The sequence below is a fragment of the Sphingobium sp. TomTYG74 genome (genome assembly GCF_055393875.1).
The window spans coordinates 1,139,913-1,160,033 of sequence record NZ_AP027341.1 but is presented as its reverse complement, the minus strand read 5'-3'; the positions used below and the strand labels follow the sequence as shown (position 1 = coordinate 1,160,033).

General features: G+C 60.1%; 22 protein-coding genes. 10 read left to right on the top strand and 12 right to left on the bottom strand.

The features are described 5' to 3' along the window. Positions 1-17: 17 nt before the first annotated feature. The 3 genes from ileS (at position 18) to ACZ5TB_RS05890 (ending at position 4,015) form a co-directional block, all read left to right on the top strand. Positions 18-2,948, top strand: a complete 2,931-nt coding sequence (ileS, locus tag ACZ5TB_RS05900; protein ID WP_464792359.1) for an isoleucine--tRNA ligase — start codon at positions 18-20, stop codon at positions 2,946-2,948. Positions 2,949-3,089: 141 nt separating this feature from the next. Further along, a complete protein-coding gene (gene lspA, locus ACZ5TB_RS05895) occupies positions 3,090-3,602 on the top strand; it encodes a signal peptidase II (protein WP_464779767.1) in 513 nt (170 codons plus the stop codon). After that, on the top strand, positions 3,602-4,015 hold the full coding sequence (locus ACZ5TB_RS05890; protein WP_464792358.1) for a DUF3035 domain-containing protein: 414 nt from the start codon (positions 3,602-3,604) through the stop codon (positions 4,013-4,015). Before lspA ends, ACZ5TB_RS05890 begins: the two co-directional genes overlap by 1 nt. Before the next feature lie 12 nt (positions 4,016-4,027). Here ACZ5TB_RS05890 and ACZ5TB_RS05885 read toward each other — a convergent pair whose 3' ends face one another. From ACZ5TB_RS05885 to ACZ5TB_RS05850, 8 genes are all read right to left on the bottom strand, one after another. Further along, positions 4,028-4,357 (bottom strand): ArsR/SmtB family transcription factor, encoded by a 330-nt coding sequence (locus ACZ5TB_RS05885; RefSeq protein WP_464792357.1) that lies wholly within the window; start codon positions 4,355-4,357, stop codon positions 4,028-4,030. After that, positions 4,344-4,799, bottom strand: coding sequence for an SRPBCC family protein (locus ACZ5TB_RS05880; RefSeq protein WP_464792356.1), 456 nt, complete (start codon positions 4,797-4,799; stop codon positions 4,344-4,346). Before ACZ5TB_RS05880 ends, ACZ5TB_RS05885 begins: the two co-directional genes overlap by 14 nt. Positions 4,800-4,861: 62 nt before the next feature. Next, positions 4,862-6,796, bottom strand: a complete 1,935-nt coding sequence (gene dxs, locus ACZ5TB_RS05875) for a 1-deoxy-D-xylulose-5-phosphate synthase (RefSeq protein ID WP_464792355.1) — start codon at positions 6,794-6,796, stop codon at positions 4,862-4,864. A gap of 51 nt (positions 6,797-6,847) precedes the next feature. After that, positions 6,848-7,312, bottom strand: a complete 465-nt coding sequence (locus ACZ5TB_RS05870) for a Fur family transcriptional regulator (RefSeq protein WP_464779763.1) — start codon at positions 7,310-7,312, stop codon at positions 6,848-6,850. Between the two features lie 46 nt (positions 7,313-7,358). After that, positions 7,359-7,685: a DUF423 domain-containing protein gene (locus ACZ5TB_RS05865; protein ID WP_464792354.1), complete on the bottom strand. Its 327-nt coding sequence runs from the start codon at positions 7,683-7,685 to the stop codon at positions 7,359-7,361. Then, complete coding sequence (locus ACZ5TB_RS05860) at positions 7,682-9,502, bottom strand: cation:proton antiporter domain-containing protein (RefSeq protein ID WP_464792353.1); 1,821 nt, start codon at positions 9,500-9,502, stop codon at positions 7,682-7,684. Before ACZ5TB_RS05860 ends, ACZ5TB_RS05865 begins: the two co-directional genes overlap by 4 nt. Further along, complete coding sequence (locus ACZ5TB_RS05855) at positions 9,502-9,924, bottom strand: iron-sulfur cluster assembly scaffold protein (protein WP_464792352.1); 423 nt, start codon at positions 9,922-9,924, stop codon at positions 9,502-9,504. Before ACZ5TB_RS05855 ends, ACZ5TB_RS05860 begins: the two co-directional genes overlap by 1 nt. 138 nt (positions 9,925-10,062) lie before the next feature. Continuing rightward, positions 10,063-12,132, bottom strand: coding sequence for a transglycosylase domain-containing protein (locus ACZ5TB_RS05850; protein WP_464792351.1), 2,070 nt, complete (start codon positions 12,130-12,132; stop codon positions 10,063-10,065). 108 nt (positions 12,133-12,240) lie between these two features. Between ACZ5TB_RS05850 and ACZ5TB_RS05845 the strand changes: the two genes are divergently transcribed. Continuing rightward, positions 12,241-12,423: a hypothetical protein gene (locus ACZ5TB_RS05845; RefSeq protein WP_464779758.1), complete on the top strand. Its 183-nt coding sequence runs from the start codon at positions 12,241-12,243 to the stop codon at positions 12,421-12,423. Between the two features lie 10 nt (positions 12,424-12,433). Here ACZ5TB_RS05845 and ACZ5TB_RS05840 read toward each other — a convergent pair whose 3' ends face one another. Continuing rightward, positions 12,434-13,729, bottom strand: coding sequence for an MFS transporter (locus ACZ5TB_RS05840; RefSeq protein ID WP_464792350.1), 1,296 nt, complete (start codon positions 13,727-13,729; stop codon positions 12,434-12,436). A 146-nt stretch (positions 13,730-13,875) separates the two neighbouring features. Between ACZ5TB_RS05840 and pgsA the strand changes: the two genes are divergently transcribed. From pgsA to ACZ5TB_RS05825, 3 genes are read left to right on the top strand one after another with little or no spacing between them, the layout of a single operon-like run. After that, positions 13,876-14,439, top strand: coding sequence for a CDP-diacylglycerol--glycerol-3-phosphate 3-phosphatidyltransferase (gene pgsA, locus ACZ5TB_RS05835; protein WP_460987868.1), 564 nt, complete (start codon positions 13,876-13,878; stop codon positions 14,437-14,439). Between the two features lie 3 nt (positions 14,440-14,442). Next, positions 14,443-14,703, top strand: coding sequence for a MoaD/ThiS family protein (locus ACZ5TB_RS05830; protein ID WP_464792349.1), 261 nt, complete (start codon positions 14,443-14,445; stop codon positions 14,701-14,703). After that, a complete protein-coding gene (locus ACZ5TB_RS05825; protein WP_464792348.1) occupies positions 14,700-15,143 on the top strand; it encodes a molybdenum cofactor biosynthesis protein MoaE in 444 nt (147 codons plus the stop codon). Before ACZ5TB_RS05830 ends, ACZ5TB_RS05825 begins: the two co-directional genes overlap by 4 nt. A 3-nt stretch (positions 15,144-15,146) precedes the next feature. On the opposite strand, the gene ACZ5TB_RS05820 is transcribed toward ACZ5TB_RS05825, so the two are convergent. Then, positions 15,147-16,073: a hydrogen peroxide-inducible genes activator gene (locus tag ACZ5TB_RS05820; RefSeq protein ID WP_464779754.1), complete on the bottom strand. Its 927-nt coding sequence runs from the start codon at positions 16,071-16,073 to the stop codon at positions 15,147-15,149. A 39-nt stretch (positions 16,074-16,112) separates the two neighbouring features. Further along, positions 16,113-16,886, bottom strand: a complete 774-nt coding sequence (locus tag ACZ5TB_RS05815) for a sulfite exporter TauE/SafE family protein (RefSeq protein ID WP_464792347.1) — start codon at positions 16,884-16,886, stop codon at positions 16,113-16,115. Between the two features lie 156 nt (positions 16,887-17,042). Between ACZ5TB_RS05815 and epsC the strand changes: the two genes are divergently transcribed. The 3 genes from epsC (at position 17,043) to ACZ5TB_RS05800 (ending at position 19,146) form a co-directional block, all read left to right on the top strand. Further along, positions 17,043-17,765 carry a serine O-acetyltransferase EpsC gene (epsC, locus tag ACZ5TB_RS05810; protein ID WP_464792346.1) on the top strand — a complete coding sequence of 241 codons (723 nt, stop codon included), beginning with the start codon at positions 17,043-17,045 and terminating at the stop codon, positions 17,763-17,765. Next, complete coding sequence (locus ACZ5TB_RS05805; RefSeq protein ID WP_196226357.1) at positions 17,765-18,109, top strand: DUF2794 domain-containing protein; 345 nt, start codon at positions 17,765-17,767, stop codon at positions 18,107-18,109. Before epsC ends, ACZ5TB_RS05805 begins: the two co-directional genes overlap by 1 nt. A 92-nt stretch (positions 18,110-18,201) precedes the next feature. After that, on the top strand, positions 18,202-19,146 hold the full coding sequence (locus ACZ5TB_RS05800; RefSeq protein WP_464779750.1) for an NAD(P)H-dependent flavin oxidoreductase: 945 nt from the start codon (positions 18,202-18,204) through the stop codon (positions 19,144-19,146). Here the strand turns inward: ACZ5TB_RS05800 and ACZ5TB_RS05795 are convergent. Next, positions 19,129-20,049 (bottom strand): alpha/beta fold hydrolase, encoded by a 921-nt coding sequence (locus tag ACZ5TB_RS05795; protein WP_464779749.1) that lies wholly within the window; start codon positions 20,047-20,049, stop codon positions 19,129-19,131. The genes ACZ5TB_RS05800 and ACZ5TB_RS05795 overlap by 18 nt on opposite strands. Positions 20,050-20,121 lie beyond the last annotated feature (72 nt).

Genomic DNA, 20,121 nt, shown 5'->3' with positions numbered 1-20,121 from the left:
AGCAGATACCGGACCAGATGACCGACCAGCCTGACTATAAAAGCACCGTCTTCCTCCCCGTCACCGACTTCCCCATGAAGGCCGGTCTCGCGCAAAAGGAACCGGCAATCCTCGCACGCTGGGAAGAAATGGACCTGTACGGCAAGCTGCGCGAGCGCCGGAAAGGCCGCGAACGCTTCATCCTCCACGACGGTCCGCCCTACGCCAATGGCGACATCCACATGGGCCACGCGATGAACAAGGTGCTGAAGGACATCATCGTCCGCAGCCAGTCCTTGCTCGGCAAGGATGCGCCCTATGTTCCCGGCTGGGACTGCCACGGCCTTCCGATCGAATGGAAGATCGAGGAGGAATATCGCAAGAAGAAGCAAAATAAGGACGAGGTTCCAGCGCAAGAATTCCGCGCCCAGTGCCGCGCCTATGCGGACAAATGGGTCGGCGTGCAAAAGGAACAGTTCAAGCGCCTTGGCGTCATGGGCGATTGGGATGATCCCTATCTCACCATGAAGTTCGACGCCGAAGCTACCATCGTGTCTGAACTGCTGAAGTTTGCGGAGAGCGGCCAACTTTATCGCGGTGCCAAGCCCGTCATGTGGTCCCCGGTCGAAAAGACCGCGCTGGCCGAGGCGGAGGTCGAGTATGAGGACATCGTCTCGACCCAGATCGACGTGGCGTTCGAGATTGTGGAAGCGCCCAACGCGCCGGAACTGGTCGGCGCGCATGCGGTGATCTGGACGACGACGCCTTGGACGATCCCCGTCAATCAGGCTTTGGCTTATGGGCCAGAGGTTGATTATGTCCTGCTGGAGGGCGATGGGCGCAAGTTCGTAGTGGCCGAGGCGCTCGTCGGGGCGTTCAAGGAGCGCACTGGCCTCGTCCACGCGCAACCGCAGAAACATTTCAAGGGCACCGCTCTAGCCGGAGCCACCGCCCGCCACCCGATCTACAACCTCCTCCGTCACCCCGGCGAAAGCCGGGGTCCCGCTTCCTCTTCCACCGCCAGCAGTGGGACCCCGGATCAAGTCCGGGGTGACGAGTGGGAACGGCAGCTAGCCTTCTTCGCCAAGCCGCGCCCGTTCCTGGCGGGCGATTTCGTCACCACCGATGCGGGCACCGGCCTTGTCCACATGGCCCCTGACCATGGCGAGGACGACTTCGCGCTCTGCAAAGCGCATGGCATCAACCCCGTCTTCGCTGTCGAGAATGACGGCAAATATCGCGAGGACTGGGCCTGGCTCGGCGGTCAGGGATCCGTCATCAATCCGAAATTCGTCAGCAAGGACGGCCCGATCTGCACCGATCTGCGCGAGGCAGGCGGCCTGCTCGCCGCCTCGGATGACTTCAAGCACAGCTATCCGCACAGCTGGCGCTCAAAGGCGAAGATCATCTTCCGCTGCACCCCCCAATGGTTCATCCCCATGGACCGCGCGATCAGCGACGGCGTCATCCCACGCTGCGCCGAGGAAGAAGCGATCCTCGCCCGCCAGGACAATGGCGCGACCCTGCGCGGAACAGCGCTCGACGCGATCGAGAACACCCGCTGGGTGCCCGAACGCTCGATCAACCGCATTCGCTCGATGGTCGAAGGCCGCCCCGACTGGGTCATCAGCCGCCAGCGCGCCTGGGGCGTGCCCATCGCTCTCTACGTCCATCGCAAGACCGGCGATTATCTCGTTGATAAAGCTGCCAATCAGCGCATTGTCGAAGCCTTCAAAGCTGGCGGCGCGGATGCTTGGTTCGGCGCCGACCATCAGGCGCTGCTGGGCCCGGATTACGACCTCAACGACTATGAGGTCGTGAACGACATTCTCGACGTCTGGTTCGACAGCGGCTCCACCCATAGCTTCGTGGTCGAAGGGCGCTATGGCGAAGGCGTCCGCGCTGATCTTTACCTTGAAGGCTCCGATCAGCATCGCGGCTGGTTCCAGTCCTCGCTGCTCGAAAGCTGCGGCACTCGCGGTCGCGCGCCCTATGACGCCGTCCTGACCCACGGCTTCGCGCTCGACGGGCAGGGCCGCAAAATGTCGAAGAGCCTCGGCAATGTCGTCGATCCGCTCAAGGTCATCGCCGAAAGCGGTTCCGACATCCTGCGCGTCTGGGTCGCCAGCACCGATTATTTCGATGATGTCCGCATCGGTAAGGAAGTGTTGGCCGGATCGTCCGACGCATACCGCAAACTTCGCAATACTTTCCGTTACTTGCTAGGCGCTCTTTCTGATTTTTCGGAAGAAGAGAGGCTGCCCGTCACCGAAATGCCGGAGCTGGAGCGCTACATGCTCCACCGCCTCGCGGCCCTCGACGCAGAGCTTAAGGGCGTGGTCGAAAAGGCTGCGGGAAGCGAAAACTGGCTGGAGTTCAGCCGCTACACCCGCGCGCTATTCGACTTCGCCAATAGCGACCTGTCGGCCTTCTTCTTCGACATCCGCAAGGACTGCCTTTACTGCGACGCGAAGAGCGATCCCAAACGCCGCGCCTATCGCACTGTGCTCGATACGCTCTTCCACGCTCTTGTCCGCTACGCCGCGCCGATCATTCCTTTTACGGCTGAGGAAGTTTGGCAAAGTCGCTATCCAAACAACGAAGAAAGCGTCCATTTTCTGGAATGGCCAGAGGTCGAGGCGACTTGGCTCAACCGGGGGCTGGACAACAAATGGACCGAAATTCGCAACCAGCGCGATCAGGTCAACGAAGCGATCGAACCTCTCCGCCGTGAAAAGGTCATCCGCTCAAGCCTTGAAGCCGACGTGGCCATGGGTATGCATGTTCCCAGCGACGGTGTGAACTTCGCCGAAATCGCCATCGTGGCGCGCATCGAAACGGGCGTGGGTGACGGTATCATCGTCAAGCCCAGCGACTGGCACAAGTGCGGTCGCTGCTGGCGTCTGCTGCCGGAAGTCGAGGAGGACGGCACACTCTGCAACCGCTGCGACGAAGTGCTGTCGGCCTGATGTTTATTCTGTCCTACAGCCGCCGGACTGCGCTATAGGCGCAACGCGTCCTGCGGTTGTAGATAACAGGAAGAAAATGGCGCTTATCTGGGGATCTCTCGTGTCACCTTTGTTACCCAAATTCTATCACGCGCACCGCTGATGGCACCAGTCAATCACCGGCCGCTCGGCCTGATCGTCGCGATCGTCACGCTCGCACTCGATCAATTGATCAAATACACTGTCACCTATCCGCTCGCGCTGAAAAGCCGCATGGATGAGGGGATCGAGATCCTGCCGATCTTCCGCCTGCGCTGGCTGGAAAATCGCGGTGTTTCGATGGGATTCTTCCATGCCGACACGGACATGATGCGCTGGGTCCTCGTTGGCATGACCATGCTGATCGCTGGCTTTGTCGGCGTGTGGATGTGGCGGGAAAAGGCGCGGCAGGATGTGGCTGCCCTTGGATTGGTCCTTGGCGGCGCCATTGGAAATATCGTTGATCGTGTTCGCCTTGGCTATGTCGTCGATTATGCCGATCTGCACTTTGGCGAATGGCGGCCTTTCCTCATATTCAACCTGGCCGATGCCGCGATCACGATCGGCGTGCTGATCCTGCTTGCACGGGCGTTGCTGCTGCGCGAGAAGAGCGCAAAGACGGAGTCACTGAACTGATGCGTAAACTGATCCTCGCCGCTGGCCTGATTTCCATGCTGTCCGCCTGCGGTGGCGGCGGCGGCCTGTTTAACCGGGCTCGCCCCGATGAGTTCGCCGTCTCGCGTCAGGCGCCGCTTGTGATCCCGCCCGACTATGCGCTGGTCCCGCCTGCGCCGGGTACGCCCGCCGCTGCGTCGGTCGATTCGAGCCGTGCCGCCATGGAAACCATGTTCGGTGGCCCTGCCCAGCGCAGCGCGGCTGAAAGCGCGGCGTTGAACGAAGCAGGCCGTGCCAATGCGGCGGCAAGCATCCGCTCCTCCGTTGGCGATCCGGGCACGGAAGTCGTCGACAAGGGCGCCGCGACCCGCGAAATCATCGCCGCGCCGGAAGGTGACGGGCAGGATGCCCGCGCTGCGATCCCGCAGCAGTAAGGCAGTAACAAGCTAGGGCTGGCTCTCGACGAAGTTCTTGAGCCTGCCCAAAGTCTCGTCCCACTGGCTTGAGACTTGAGCAAGCCAATCCCGTGCGTCCGCGATTGCTTCAGGTTCCAGGGTGAAAAGCACCTCACGCCCGGATCGCGTACGGCGCACCAGTCCCGCGCCCAGCAGGACGTCGAGATGCTTCGCGACCGCTTGACGGCTGATTGGCAGGCCCTCACCTAGTTGCGCGATCGATCGTTCCGCCCCATCGGAAAGCCGCCCAATCAACCCTAAGCGTGTGGCATCACCCAATGCGGCAAACAGCTGCGCAGGTGCTTCTTCAACCTTCGACATATTTTTGGATATTCTTCACCTGCTCTGCCCAACCCCCGTCGTTGGAGCGCATGACATTACCCCTGCGCGGCTCAGGCACCTTGTCAAATCCGCTTTCCGTGACTGTCAGCAAAGTCCCGCCGGGGACAGGTTCAAGCAGAAATTCGACCAATGTCCATTCCGGCACTGGTACGCCGCTTTCCATCAACTGCTTGTCACCGCCCGTCGCAGGCCATTCAAAAGCGAAGCGCCTCATGGGCTCGATTGCAACGACCCGTGCTTCCCAGCGATATTCTTCAAAACCGGGATAGGTCATATGCCCTGTCGACGCCTGACCCGCGACAAAAGGCTGGTCCAGAGCTACCTGGAACCAGGCGCCGAACTTTTCATGGTCGATCAGCGCATCCCAAACTCGCTCCACGGGCGCGGCGATTTCGATGTGTTTCCTGATTGAATCCACCATATAAGCAACCTCCGGGTTGCTTATAGGCGCTTTGCTTCCAGATATGCAACCATTTGGTTGCTTTATGCCCGGGCTTCTGTCGCTATCCCGGCGCTGTTATGCCGTAACGCCGTCAGTACGGTGTCGATGATCGCTGCGGCATCGAGCCGCGCGTCTGCATATTGTAGTTCCGGCTTGTCCTGGTCTTGGAAAACATCCGGCAGGCGCAGCGTACGCAGCTTCAGGCCATTGTCGATCAGCCCCAGATCACTCGCCAGCGTCAATACATGCGCGCCCAAGCCCCCGATGGCGCCTTCCTCAATCGTCACGGCAACTTCGTGCGTGGTGAGCAGGCGACGGATCATCGTTTCGTCCAATGGCTTGGCGAAGCGCAAATCCGCTACCGTGGTGGATAAGCCCTTTGCTTCCAACGCTTCAGCGGCGCGCAGCGCTTCCTCCAGACGAGTGCCGAGCGACAATATGGCGACCTGTCGGCCGTCCCGGACGATTCGTCCCTTGCCGATCTCCAGCTTCTCAGGCGTTGCCGGTAACGGCACGCCCACGCCATTGCCACGCGGATAACGGACGGCGATCGGCCCGCTGTCATGAAGGGCGCAAGTGTGGACCATGTGCACCAGTTCTGCTTCGTCTGAAGCCGCCATGACGACCATATTGGGCAGCGTGGCAAGGTAGGTGATGTCGAAGCTGCCCGCATGAGTCGAACCGTCTGCACCCACCAGCCCGGCCCGATCGATGGCAAAGCGCACCGGGAGATTCTGGATCGCGACATCATGCACGACCTGATCATAGGCGCGCTGGAGAAAGGTCGAATAGATCGCGCAGAAAGGCCGCATGCCTTGCGCCGCAAGCCCGGCGGCGAAGGTCACCGCATGCTGTTCGGCAATTCCGACATCGAACGAGCGTTCAGGGAAGGCCTCCGCGAACTTGTCGAGACCCGTGCCCGACGGCATGGCAGCGGTAATCGCGCAGATAGTGCTGTCGCGCCGGGCTTCGGCGACCAGGGCGTTGGCAAACACCGCAGTATAGCTGGGCGGCCCCGGAGGCGCCTTTGCCTGCGCCCCGGTGATGACATCGAACTTCTGGACGCCATGATATTTGTCCGCCGCCGCTTCAGCAGGCGCGTAGCCTTTGCCCTTCTGGGTCACGACATGAACGAGGCACGGCCCTTCAGCGGCATCCCGGACATTTTCCAGAACAGGTATCAACTGATCGAGATTATGGCCGTCGATCGGACCGACATAGTAAAAGCCCAGTTCCTCGAACAAGGTGCCACCCATCGCCATGCCGCGCGCAAATTCATCGGTTTTGCGGGCGGCATTGTGGAGAGGGCGGGGCAATTTGCGGGCGAGCCGCTTGGCAAGGTCGCGCAGGCCCAGAAATTCGCGGCTCGATACCAGACGGGCGAGGTAAGCGGAAAGGCCGCCGACTGGGGGGGCGATCGACATGTCATTGTCGTTCAGGATCACGATCAGCCTGTTTCCGGCCTCGCGCGCGTTATTCATGGCCTCATACGCCATGCCCGCCGACATGGCGCCATCGCCGATCACTGCTATGCCCTTGCCCGGCTTGCCTGCGAGCTTGCTGGCAACGGCAAAACCCAGTGCCGCGCTGATGGATGTCGAACTATGGGCAGCGCCGAACGGGTCATATTCGCTCTCGGCCCGTTTGGTGAAGCCCGAAAGGCCGCCACCCTGGCGAAGCGTTCGGATGCGGTCGCGCCGACCGGTCAGCACCTTATGCGGATAGCATTGGTGGCCGACATCCCAGACTAGCTTGTCATTGGGCGTGTCGAAAACATAATGGATCGCGGTCGTCAGCTCGACCACTCCCAGCCCCGATCCCAGATGGCCGCCCGTCACCCCGACGGCAGAAATCACTTCCTGCCTGAGTTCATCGGCAAGCTGAGGCAGTTGCTCGGGTTTGAGCGTGCGCAGATCCGCAGGCCAGGTGACCTGGTCGAGCAGCGGCGTTGTGGGACTGTCATTCATTAAAGGCATAGACTCCCAAGCGCGCTAAGCCGTTCCTGATCAAAGCGCAACGCCCGTGTCTCACGCTACGCACTTGGCGCAGGTTCCGAGTATCTCAATCACGGGCCGTTCCGCCCGGAATCCTTGATGTTCCGCAACGGCGCGAACGTCGCTCGTCACGACGTCATTATCGATATGCGTTGCTTCCTTGCAGTTACGGCAGACGAGGAAGATGCAATCATGATGACAACCCGGATGGGCGTTGGCGATATAGGCATTCGCGCTTTCCACGCGCATGGCGATGTTGTTCGCCACGAACAGGTCGAGGATGCGATAGACGCTGTTGGGCGCCACTCGCTTGCCCCGAACCTTGGACACGCTGTCGGCAATGTCATAGGCCGACGTGGGCTTTTCTTCGGCGGCGAGCGCATCGAATATCGCAGCGCGCATGGGCGTCCACTGCTCGTTCTGAGCTTCCAGCGCGTTGCGGGCTGCGTCGGCCAGGCTTGCGCCAGTCGGTTCGTGATGGTGATGGTGTTCGGCCATATGGGTCAATCTATGCGTGGGCGGGTTTGGGGGCAAGGGCGGCCTGTCAGCCGCGCCAATAGACCCAAGCCGCCCACAACCACCCCGCAATCATCAACGTGCCACCAATAGGCGTCACAGCGCCTAGCCAGCGGGGACCTCCCATGGCCATGGCATAGAGGGTCAACGCGAAGATCGCGGCGCCCACCAGAAGCAGCAACGCCGGACCGCGCGCGCCATTGGCTAGCGTCAACGCGGCAACCGCGTGGATCAACTGATATAAGCCGCCAGTCCGCAACCATTCGGCCGCTTCATGGCTGGATGCGCCATGGGCACCGAAAGCGCCAGCAGCGATGGCGAGCGCTGCTGAAAGCGAGGCCAGGACCGGGATCATGCGTTTTCCTCTTCTTCACCCCGAGCCATCAGGCGCATCCGCCTGCCGGGCCTGAACATCAGTTCCTTGGCGGCCAGCAACGTCCCTTGCTCCCCCTGAACCGTCAGCCGCTGATCATCATTTTCGCGATATTGGCGTTCAACCTCTTCTATTTCCGCCTGTGGCACGCCCAGCGTGTCCATCGCCTGGATTCCCATGCAAATGGCGGATTCGAAAACCTCGCGGACAATCCCTGCAAGATCCATATCCTTCAACGCGAGCAACTGCCGCCGGTCGAAGGCGCGAACGAGCAGTGCCGCCTGCGGAAATGCCTCGGCGATAGGTTCCAGTACGCGGCTGTCCAGCGACGGATCGTCATGGCAAAAAGCGATCAAACGGGCTTCTTCGGCGCCGGACCGGCGGAGCAAATCGATTCGCGTGCCGTCGCCATAATAGACTTTCATGTCGAACCGGCTCGACACCTCGATCTGGGCGGGCTTCTTGTCGATCAGAACGACCTCGAACCCATGCCCCATCAGCATCTGGGCGACAGTCTGCCCGAAACGCCCATAACCCACGATAATCGCGGTTCCGCGCGTTGCCTCGTCCGGGCCAGCGGGATTCCGCTGACCTTTCGGCGGCGCGAACTCCAACCTTCGGGCAAAGAGCATGAGAAATGGCGTCGTGGCCATGGAAAAGGTCACAATCGCGCTGAACAGGCTTGCGCCCTGAGGAGCTATCAAAAGGGCGTTTTGCGCCTGGGCGAAAAGAACAAAGCCGAATTCGCCGCCCTGGCTGAGCAACAGGCCCGCGCCGATCGCCTGCGTCCATTCCATGCCGAACAGCCGGGCAAGGCCGGTGATCAGCAATGCCTTTGTGATAACGAGCATCGCCGCCATGCCGATGACGAACAAGGGGTTCGCCGCGACGGCATGCAGGTCCAGCACCATGCCGACCGCGAGGAAGAACAGACCCAGCAGGATCGACCGGAATGGTTCTACATCCGATTCGATTTCATGCCGGTAGGGAGAGTCGGCCAGCATCACGCCCGCGACGAACGCGCCCAGCGCCGTGGACAGGTGAAGCGCATGCATAAGGGCAGCAGCGGCAAGAACCGTGAACAATCCGACTGCCACGAATAATTCACGCTCGCCCAACCGTCCCACCAGCTGAAGCAAAGGGCGCAGGATGAAACGCCCAGCCAGTACCAGTCCTGCGATGGCAGCAACCGTATAGCCCGCAAGCTGGATGCCTGGAGGGCCTCCAACGTCTGCGGGGTTGCGTGACAATGCCGCCACGATGGTGATCAGCGGGACGATCGACAGATCCTGAAAAAGCAGGATCGAAAAGACTTTCTCACCAAAAGGAGAGTTGATGCGTCCACTGCTTTTAAGGCTGGGCAGAACCTGTGCCGTGGAAGACAGCGCCAAGGGGAGGCCGAGCGCAATAGCTGCGCCCCAGGTGAAGCCGGTCGAAAAATAGATGATCGCGGTCAAAGCCAAGCCGCAGAGCACCACTTGGGCAAGGCCGAGGGCAAAGATGTCGCGTTTCAATCGCCAGAGCCGTGCTGGGTGCAGTTCAAGGCCGACGAGGAAAAGCAGTAAAACAATGCCGATTTCGGCAATCGCGAGCTTCGATTCCGCCCCGCCTACAAGGCCAAGGCCTTGTGGGCCGACCAATGCACCGGCAACCAGATAGCCCAGCACTGCGCCAAGGCCGAAGCGGCGAAACAGCATGACGAACAGCACCGCCGCGCCCAGCAGGATTACGCCTTCGGTCAGCAGAAGGTCGGTCGCGTTAAGAGGCGTGTGCGCGGCCGCAGCAGGGGGAGCAGGCATCAAGCCTCTGCCGCGCGTGCAGCTTCTGCCACCGCCTCGAAACTCAGGCGGATGGAAGCGTGCCGAGCCGGATATCCCCGGGCTGGAGCGAGAACGCTCAAGCCCGGCCAGAAATTCAGATCATCGCTTTCGCCAGAGAGATAGGCGGTTAGCTTGTCTCGCGCGGTCCCGAGTTCGGCCGCTGTCAGACCAATTGCCCGAGCCGACATCAGCGAAGCCGAAGCCTGGCCGAGTGCGCAGGCTTTGACATCCAGACCGAGTTCAACCAGCTTTCCGCCTTCCATCCTAACATCTACTGTCACGCGTGACCCGCAAGTGGGGGATCGCTTTTCCACACTTGCATGCGGCTGTGCCAGTCGCCGATGATGCGGGATACTGGCGGCGAGGCGCAATATGTCCTTGTTGTAGAGGGGGGCGCTCATGCTTCCCCTTTAGGACAGCTAGGGCGCATGAGAAAGGCCGCAGACATCATCGGTAGATTATTCGCAGCTTGGCTGCGGCATCAGCGGCATGTCGTCGCGCCGCAGCATGCCGCCAGCCGAGTTCACCCGTCAATCACGTCAAGGTTCCTGGCCTTCATCGGTCGGCTGTGTCGGCACGGTCCGCGGCGGCGGCGGCGGCGGCGTAGGGGGGACGGCGGGGGAGGGTGGCGCTTCAGGTTGGCCGATGGGCAGGCGCAGCTGATTAGGGCCTATGTTGACCGACACACCATTGTCATCGACGCCCAGGCTCATATTACCCAGGCCCCCTTCCACCGTCACATTCGCGATCGCGTTGATTAGGTCGCTATCCTGTTGCTCGGGGGGTGTTTCGACAGGTTCGTTGATCGCATCGGCCATGAAGTTCCGCCAGATGCGCGCAGGCACACCGCCACCTGCCGCGCCGCCTGGAAGGGGAGAGTTATCATCTTTGCCGATCCAGACGGCCGTCACCAGTCCACCGGCATAGCCAACAAAGATCGCGTCGCGGCTGTCCTGTGTAGTCCCGGTCTTACCGAATGTGCTGGTGCGAAGTGCCGCTGCGCTGCCCGTTCCCCGGTTTGCGGCCGACGACAACAGATCGCGGATCATCTCAAGCTGATCCTGGCTGAAGTGACGCTGACGGCTCATCAGGCGGCCGAACCACCCCTGTTCTTCAGGAGGCAGGCCGTGGGCGATGACGGGATAGGCACCCGCAGCTACGGTGGCATAAGCCTGCGCGAGCTGGATGAGGGGAATTTCGGACGTGCCCAGCGCAAGGCTGAGATCTTCTGTCAGCGGTGCCGTGATGCCCAGGTCGCGCGCCACCTTTATGACAGCGTCGACGCCCACCTTTTGTGTCAATCTGACTGCCGCCACGTTGCTCGACGCCGCGAATGCCTGACGCAAGGTGATGCGCCCGCGATATTTACCGCCGTGGTTGGCGGGCCGATAGGTCCCGCTGGTGATCGGCGTGTCCTCGATAAAATCCTCCGGCGTCATTCCGGATCGGAATGCGGCCAGATATACGAAGAGTTTGAAAGTTGATCCGGGCTGCCGCTTTGCCTGCACGGCCCGGTTGAAGCTGCTCGCGCGATAATTTTTGCCGCCGACCATGGCTACAACGCTGCCGTCGGGCTTCATCGCCACCAGAGCTGCTTCGGCTTGACCCAGAGGCGCTCGGCGAATTGCGGCTTCGGCCAGGCGCTGGATCCGCCAGTCGAGCGTCGTTGGAACAGTCTGCGCTCCATAAACCGCGCCCGCGCGGTCACGTGCCTCGGGTAGCACCCAGTCGGCGAAATAGGTGCCGGTCGTCGAATCGGGCGTTTCACGCACGTCCAGCCGCGCTGGACGCAGCCCGTTGCGTTCGGCCTTGCTGATATAGCCAGCGTCCACCATCGCCTGCGTCACGAGGGCGGCGCGCTCCCGTGCTCCTTTCAGATTCGTGGTCGGCGCGAGGCGAGATGGCGCCTTCAGCAATCCCGCGAGCATAGCGGCCTGCGGAATGGTGAGCCGTTCGGGCTGGCGGCTGAAATAGTGCAGCGAAGCCGCGCGCAATCCGTAGACATTGTCGCCGAAATAGACGTTCGACAGATAACGTTCGAAAATCTGATCCTTGGTCAGCCATGCTTCCAGCCAGAAGGCAATCAGCGCCTCCCGCGCTTTTCGTCCGAAAGTTCGGTCGCTGGAAAGGAACACACCCTTGGCAAGCTGCTGGGTGATGGTACTCCCTCCCTGAGACGAACCGTCCGACCATAGATTATGCCAGGCGGCTCGTACTATGCCTCGCGGATCGACGCCCCAGTGGCTGTAAAAGCGCCTGTCTTCGATCGCCATGAAAGCTTGAGGCACATGTTTGGGCAGATCTGCCATCGAAACGGGGCGATCGATTATCGCGCCGCGACGGGCGATGAGATGACCGTCGGCGGACATGAGGCTGACGCTAGGCGGCGCGATCGGCTTCAACGACCGTGAAAGCGGCGCGGTGACTGCCAGCCATGTGATCACGATCATCAGCAGTGCGAGCAGTCCAGCGACGATCCATCCCGTGACATGCAGCCGCCTTCGCCATGGCGTGGATGGAGCGAAGGAACTGGGTGGCCCTGCTCCGAACTCGCGGGGTGGCTGATCGGGCTGAGGCGCGGGGAGGGGATCTTTCATTGGCTCCAGCATGCTGTATTGTCAGATTGATACAGTCAATAGCGTCCTGTCGCGGGACACTCTCGGGTTAACCACGATAATGGGTGGCCGAAATGGTGAATCAGGCGTTAACTCGATGCCATGCGAACGCGTCCGCTTATCCTTACGAACGAAGCTGCCCGTCATCCCTTTCGTCAGCGGCTGCCTCGTCATGTCCTGAAGGTGAAGGACGCTTCGGCCCCTGCCTCGGATGAGAGTGACTGGAAGCTGTTTGTTCTCAGCTTCTGCGCATTTTTTACGGCTTTCTACAGCTTCATCTTCTGATCCGGGGTCCTCAGTCGCAGGCTTTGTGAAGCGTCCATGCGATCCAGGCGCAGGGGAGGCATAGTGCCGCCACCAGCAAAAGCTGGTCGATCACAGACATGCCTGCGATGCTGAGGCCAATCGCAAAAAATGATCCCAGAACCATGGCCCCTGAATTGACGATGTTGTTTGCGGCTACGGTGCGGGCAGCTTCGCACTTTTCGACCGTCGTCGTAAGGAATGCATAAAGCGGGACCACGAACATGCCGCCGAATGTCGCCACACCAAGCAGGCATGCCGATAATGCTAGCGCCAGAGGATGGGCAAGAAAGCCCTTGAGCGAAAGCATCGCGCCGCTTTCGTCGGGTGTCCATAGATCGCACACAATGTGAAACGCTACGATGCAGAGACCCATGCCAATGACGGATGCGGGGGCGTAACGCGCCGACACATGTCCCTGCAGCAGCCGGTTGATCGCGATCGACCCAATCGCGATACCCACGGAAAAAATCGCGAGGAACAGGCTGGCCACCGACTTATCCGCCGCCAGCACATTTTTGACGAGCGGTGGGAACTGGATGAACAGAATTGAGCCGACGGCCCAGAACACGCTGATTGCCATGATGGCCAGATAGAGGCGCCGGATATGCATTGTACCCCGCACCAGCGCGATCGATGATCGGATGATGTGAAAGTCAATCGGCTGCCGTTCCAGCAACGAAGGCGCGGCTGGCACTTCCCGGCCTGCCACATAGCCGATCAATGCTGTCAGGACGATGCCGATGGCTGCGACCTCCACCGGAATGAGGCCCGCCAGGATCGTTCCGGCAAGGATGGCGATATAAGTTCCGGCCTCTACCAGACCGGTGCCGCCAAGCACTTCGTCGTCATGCAGGTGCTGAGGCAGGATGGCGTATTTGATCGGGCCGAAGAAGGTGGAATGGACGCCCATCGCAAAGAGTGCGCAGAGCAACAGCGGAATGGCCACGCCATGGATCGCTATGCCGCTCCAGATCAGCCCCAGGCCCATGGCGCCAATCAGCATAATGGCGATCTCGGCCCCCTTTACATAGCGTATGATGACGGCCTTGTCCCGCTGATCAGCGAGTTGGCCGGACAGTGCGGACAGAAGGAAAAATGGCAGGATGAATATGCCCGTCGCCAACGCGCTGAACCAGGTTTCCGACCGTTCGTCATTATAGACGCTGTACACGACGAACAGCACCATCGCGTTTTTGAACAGGTTGTCGTTAAAGGCCCCGAGCAATTGAGTGATGAAAAGCGGCAGGAAACGTCGCTTGTTAAGGAGCCTGAGGGAGGCTTGCATAGGCAAGAAGGTCTTCTTCGCTGTGGACGAGCGGAGCGGGGTCTAGCGGCTGCCGCGTCGGCTGTCCAACGCATCCGAATGAGAAGTGATCATGCCCTTTGTTACCGCTGCTTGTGCAACGCGGCGGACTGTGGCAGTCCGCCGCCATGCTGACGCTCCCCAATCTGCTGACGCTTTCGCGGATATTGACCGTCCCGCTGCTTGTCGCGTTGCTCTGGCCCGCAGAGGTCGGCGCTCGCTGGACGACGGGCTATGCCTTTGCCTTCGGGCTTTATTGCCTGATGGGCATCACGGACTATTTCGACGGCTATCTGGCGCGAGCCCAAGGGACCGTTTCGAAACTTGGCGTCTTTCTGGATCCCATCGCCGACAAGATCATGGTCGGCGCAGTCATCCTGATGTTGGCTGCCACTCGAGATATCGCGGGTATTCACATCGCTGCCGCCATGATCATTCTGTTGCGTGAAATCGCCGTGTCGGGGCTGCGTGAATTTTTAGCAGGACTTCAGGTTTCGGTGCCGGTGTCCCGCCTGGCCAAGTGGAAAACCACTTTTCAGTTGATAGCTCTCGGAGCCCTGATCCTGGCAGGCGCGGTGCCTGCATTCCCCTTGGTTCAGTTGCTGGGCATCGTGACCCTCTGGGCCGCCGCTATCCTGACTTTGATCACCGGTTGGGACTATCTGCGGGTCGGTATCAAGCATATGGACTGATGCGTGGTTAAACTCGAAATCCTCTATTTCGCCTGGGTCCGAGAAATCATCGGCTGCGATGGTGAACAGGTCGACCGGCCCGCCGCCGATATGAGTGTCGCAAATTTGATCGCGCAGCTTGCGGAACGGGGAGGCTGCTATGCTGAAGCTTTGGGTGATACGGGGCGGCTGCGCGCGGCGTTGGATCAGCGCTTTGTGCCACTCGACACGTTGATCGGGGAAGCGAAAGAGCTAGCGATTTTTCCACCGGTCACTGGCGGATGAAGCGCGTTGCCATCCAGATTGAGGATTTCGACGTGGGCGCCGAGCTGGCTAGGCTGGAAGCTGCCGGAGGCGGGGCCGTTACCAGTTTCACAGGGGTCGTGCGTGGCGATAATGCGCTAGTTTCACTCGAACTTCAGCATTATCCGGCGATGACGGCAGCTCAGGTCGAGCGGATAATCGATGAAGCGACCGCGCGTTGGCCGCTTTTGGCCGTGCGCGTGATCCATCGCTTTGGAAAGCTTAAGCCAGGCGAACACATCGTTTTTGTCGGCACGGCATCTCGTCACAGGGCGGCCGCGCTGGAAAGTTGCGCCTTTCTGATCGATTGGCTGAAATCTGATGCGCCCTTCTGGAAGAAGGAGCATTTTGCCGATGGGGCGGCCGCCTGGGTGGAGGCGCGCGTTGAGGATGAGGCGAAGGCGCGCGATTGGACCCGCTGACGTTCAGGCGGCTTCGCTGGATTGCGGCAAATCGGCAGCATCGCGCAGAAGCTCGGCGAGCAGGCGGAATTCCTTTTCCCTCGGACTATTCTTGCGCCAGACCAAAGCAATGTCACGGTGCGACCGGTCGGATCGCAGAGGCCGTACGGCGATCTGCGTGTGATCCAATATTCCGCCCGTAATGGCCATTTCCGGCATGATCGTCATACCGAGGCCATTATCGACCATCTGAACTAGCGTATGCAAGGATGTGCCCATCATCATGGCGCTCGAACGGATTTCCGGACGGTTGCATGCCGCGAGCGCATGATCCTTCAGGCAGTGCCCGTCTTCCAGCAGAAGCAGCTTTGTCTCATCGATCATGTCAGGCGCCACCCACTCGGGCGGGTCGCGAGGATCGTCTTGAGGGAATGCGACATATAGCCGGTCCTGGAACAGCAGTTCGCTGTCCAACTCGCCGGTGGGAAAGGGCAGGGCAAGGAGTACGCAGTCCACATTGCCGTGGCGAAGAGACTCGATAGCCGTCTGCGTCGTCTCCTCCCGAAGGTAAAGCTTGAGTTCGGGCCTGTCCGCTCTCAGGCGGGGGAGCAGGCGAGGTAGCAGGAAAGGCGCGATCGTCGGGATGACGCTCATGCGCAACTCGCCGGTGAGTGGCTTGCCCGAGGCTTCGGCGATAGCCGCAAGTTCCTCCGCTTCGCGCAGAACGCGATGCGCTTTCTCCACGATACGGTCGCCCAGAGCGGTGAAGCGCACCACCCTTCGCGTCCGTTCAACCAGCGTCACGCCGATCAGCGATTCCAGTTCGCGGATACCCGCCGAAAGCGTTGATTGCGTGACATAGCAGCTGTCGGCTGCCTTGCCGAAATGCCCGTGCTGCTTCAGTGCAACAAGATATTGCAGCTGTTTCAGCGTGGGCATGTAACTCGACATCGATCGCCTTTCTCGATTAGAAAGCCGAAGATAAGAGCGTCAGCCGATATATCCAAGCCATTTGGCTACGCCGAACAAGGATGTGAGCGTCAGGATTGTACCAACCGCTGTGAATAGCATGCGAGGTGCGACGTGACGGGCAAGCATTGCGCCAAAGGGTGCCGCTATTATGCCTCCGAGCAACAGACCGACGGTGTAGGTCGTGAAAGCCTCCCAGCCCAGATGGAGCATGAAGGTGAGGCTGATCGCCAGCGTCAGCACGAACTCGACGGTGTTGACCGTGCCGATCGTATGACGAGGACTGGAGCCTTGGATTAGGAGGTTCGAGGTGACGATCGGCCCCCAGCCGCCGCCGCCCGAGGCGTCCATGAAACCGCCGACGAGGCCAAGCGGCGCCACCCACTTCGGGTCTCGTGGATGAGGTGGCAGATGAAAGCCGCGCCAGATCAGATAAACGCCAATTGCGGTCAGATAGAGTTGAACGAAGGGCTTGATCACTGATCCATCAATGTTCGAAAGAATGTAGGCTCCTGTCACGCCGCCAATGACGCCGGGAATGATGAGGCGTGAAAATAGCCGCCAATCCACGTTCCGGTGGGCGATGTGGCTTATGGCCGAGACAGCGGTCGTGAAAGTTTCCGCAGCGTGTACGCTGGCGGATGCCCGGCTGGGCGGCACGCCCAATGCAAGAAGCAGGGTGCTGGAAATCACGCCGTACGCCATTCCCAAAGCCCCATCGATCATCTGGGCTCCGAAACCGATCAGGATAAAGGGTAGAAGTTCGCTGAGATAAGCGAGGATGGGATCGGTCATTCAAAGGCCCCTGTTGATTGTCTACCGCATTGCTTGGTATATCATGGCTCTCCAAGAAACATTCTGTTTTATGGTCAGAAGCCGAAATAGCCACACATCTGGAAAATGGATTGTCGCAGGCCTATGTAATAGCCTTCGGTTTTCAGGGGCCGCTGCATGCTGCGCAATCTTATTGGTTATTTGGACTCGGTCAAATCGCGTGACCCGGCTCCGCGCTCGCGGGCTGAAATCCTCCTGTATCCGGGGGTGTGGGCTCTTGGGTTTCATCGCGTTGCGCACAGGCTCTACGGCCTTCGGCTCTATTTCATGGCGCGCGCGGTCAATCATTTTTCCCGCTTTCTCACCGGCAACGACATCCATCCCGGTGCACGCATCGGCAAGCGGTTCTTCATTGACCATGGCTTCACGGTAATTGGTGAAACGGCTGAAATCGGTGACGATGTCACTCTTTATCAGAATGTGACACTTGGCGGCACCGATCCCGCGAACGGCATTGCAGGCAAGCGGCACCCGACCCTGGCCGATGGAGTTATCGTTGGATCGGGCGCTCAGGTGCTTGGCCCTGTATATGTCGGTGCGCGTGCGCGCGTGGGCGCTAACGCAGTGGTCACGAAAAATGTGCCCGATGGCGCAATCATGGTCGGTATTCCGGCTCGGCAAATGGTTGTCGATGTCACCGCTTATCAGCGCGAGTTCCTGCCCTATGGCACGCCTTGTAGCGATTGCCATGATCCGGAAAAATATAAGCTGGAACAGCTTCAGCAAGAAATCGAGCAGTTGCAGAAGCGTCTGGCAGAGCTGCTGAAGCAGCGGCAGGAAGGGGCTCATGAACCCCGTGATGATGATATCCCCTTGTTCCAGGAGCGTGGTCGCGCCTGATGAGCAATGTGACCCCGTTCCCATCTCCAGCTAATCTGGCGGGGCAGACGGGGTTCGACCGATTGGAATTGCAGCGCATCATGGACCTTTACGGCCGGATGGTGTCGGCTGGGCATTGGCGTGACTATGCGATTGATCTTGGCCATGACGCAGCTGTTTTTTCTGCCTTTCGGCGGGCTGCCGAACGCCCGGAATATCGCATCGAGAAGCGACCTTCGCTCCGTCACCGGCAAGGAATGTGGGCGCTGATCGGGGAGGCCGGGGGCATCCTAAAACGAGGCACTGAACTTCAGGGCATTCTCGCGCCCGTTGAGCGCAGATTGCTTAAGATTGTGCGGGATTAGCGCTGTTTCTGATTGCGAGTGTCCGATATCGCGAAGACCAAAGGTGGCAGCCGATAGGGGGTGCCAGAGCTAATGACGAATAAGGCCGATTGATGACTTTGCCGAAGCTGCTTGAAGATCGTCTATCCCTGCCGCTGATAGCGTCTCCGATGTTTATCGTTTCTCGGCCCGCGCTTGTAATCGCTCAATGTCGCGCTGGCATCGTGGGCTCGTTCCCTTCGCTCAACGCACGGCCTTCAGGCGTGTTCGAAGAGTGGCTTCAACTTCTCCACCGGGAACTGACTGAGGATGACGCGCCTTTCGCGGTCAACCTTATCGTTCACAAGACGAATGCCCGGTTGGAAGAGGACCTTGCTCTCTGCGTCAAATATCGTGTCCCGATCGTGATTACCTCGCTGGGCGCTCGCCCCGACGTCAACGACGCGGTCCACAGTTATGGCGGGCTTGTGCTCCACGACGTCATCAACAATATGTTCGCCAGGAAGGCGATCGAAAAGGGAGCAGATGGCCTGATTGCGGTTGCTGCGGGGGCCGGGGGCCATGCTGGCACATTGTCGCCGTTCGCGCTGGTGGAAGAAATCCGCGCATGGTTTGACGGCCCTTTGATCCTGTCAGGTGCGATCGCAACCGGCCGAGCGATTGCGGCTGCCCGTATGATGGGGGCTGATCTGGCTTATATGGGCTCTGCCTTCATCGCGACTGAAGAAGCGAACGCTGACCCCGAATATAAGCAGATGATCGTAGATAGCAGCGCGGCCGACATCGTCTATTCGGATCACTTCACGGGCGTTCATGGCAATTATCTGAGACCGAGCATTACGGCAGCCGGATTGGACCCCGACAAGCTGGCGAATGCCGCCGACATGGATATCGCCGCCATGGCCGAGGATGAGAAAAAGGCCTGGCGCGACATTTGGGGGGCGGGCCAAGGCATAGGCGCGGTCGATAAAATTCAGCCCGCCGCTTCTTTCATAGAGCAATTGAAGGCGCAGTATCTTGATGCCATTGCATCCTTCCAATCAAAGGAAGGCGCGTAGTTCTGCAAGGAATACGTCAAACTGGTCGTGGTGCAGCCAGTGTCCGGCTTCGCCAAATTCTACCAGTCGCGCATCACGGAAGTGCGCTGCCCTGCCGTCATTCACCGGATTCGATGCCCAACTGTCCAGACCCAAGCAAAGGAGTACTGGGCAGTGAACTCGCGACCAGAACTGCGGTAGATCATCCCCAACCATGTCTTGCGGCGGCGTTTGACGAAGATAGGGATCGAACTTCCAATCATAGCTGCCATCTTCATTTTGGTTCACGCCATGAACCGTCAGATGCAGCGCTTGTTCTCCTGACAGGTGGTCGTTCCGTTCTCGCATGCGCGCGACTGCCGCCTCGAGCGTCGGATAGTGACGCGGCTGCTTGCGAGCGCTCGCGCGGCGCTGCTCGATCCATTCGCGCCAGCGATCGGGTGCGGGATGGGCTGCCTTGTCCTTAAGCCTCTCCGGGGAAAGGCCCAGCCCCTCGATCGCGACCAGACGGTCGACGCGCTCCGGGAAGAGCCCCGCATAGCGCAAGGCGATAGATCCGCCCAACGAATGGCCCACCAGCACAACCTTGTCCCGCCCCACCTGCTCCACAAGCTGGGCGAGGTCGTAGACGAAGTCCGCCATCAAATAGGTGCCCTCGGTAGACCAGGCGCTGTCGCCATGGCCCCGAAGATCAGGCGCCACGACATGGAAGTCACGCGCGAGTGCTCGCGCGGTCCAATCCCAGCTGCGCGCATGATCCAGGGCGCCATGCACCAGGATCAATGTGGGAGCGGAGCGGTTTCCCCAATCGACATAATGCAGGCGAGTACGCAGTGAAGTGAAGAAATGGGATGTCGGGCTTAGGGTGGCGACGTTGTCCGGACATTCGCCAAGCGGACTGGCAAAATTGGGGGTGATATTCATGTCCTCGGGCGCACTCCGCGGTTCTGGACGGCCAGCATCATAACTTAATCATTATAGCAGCATTTTTGAGAA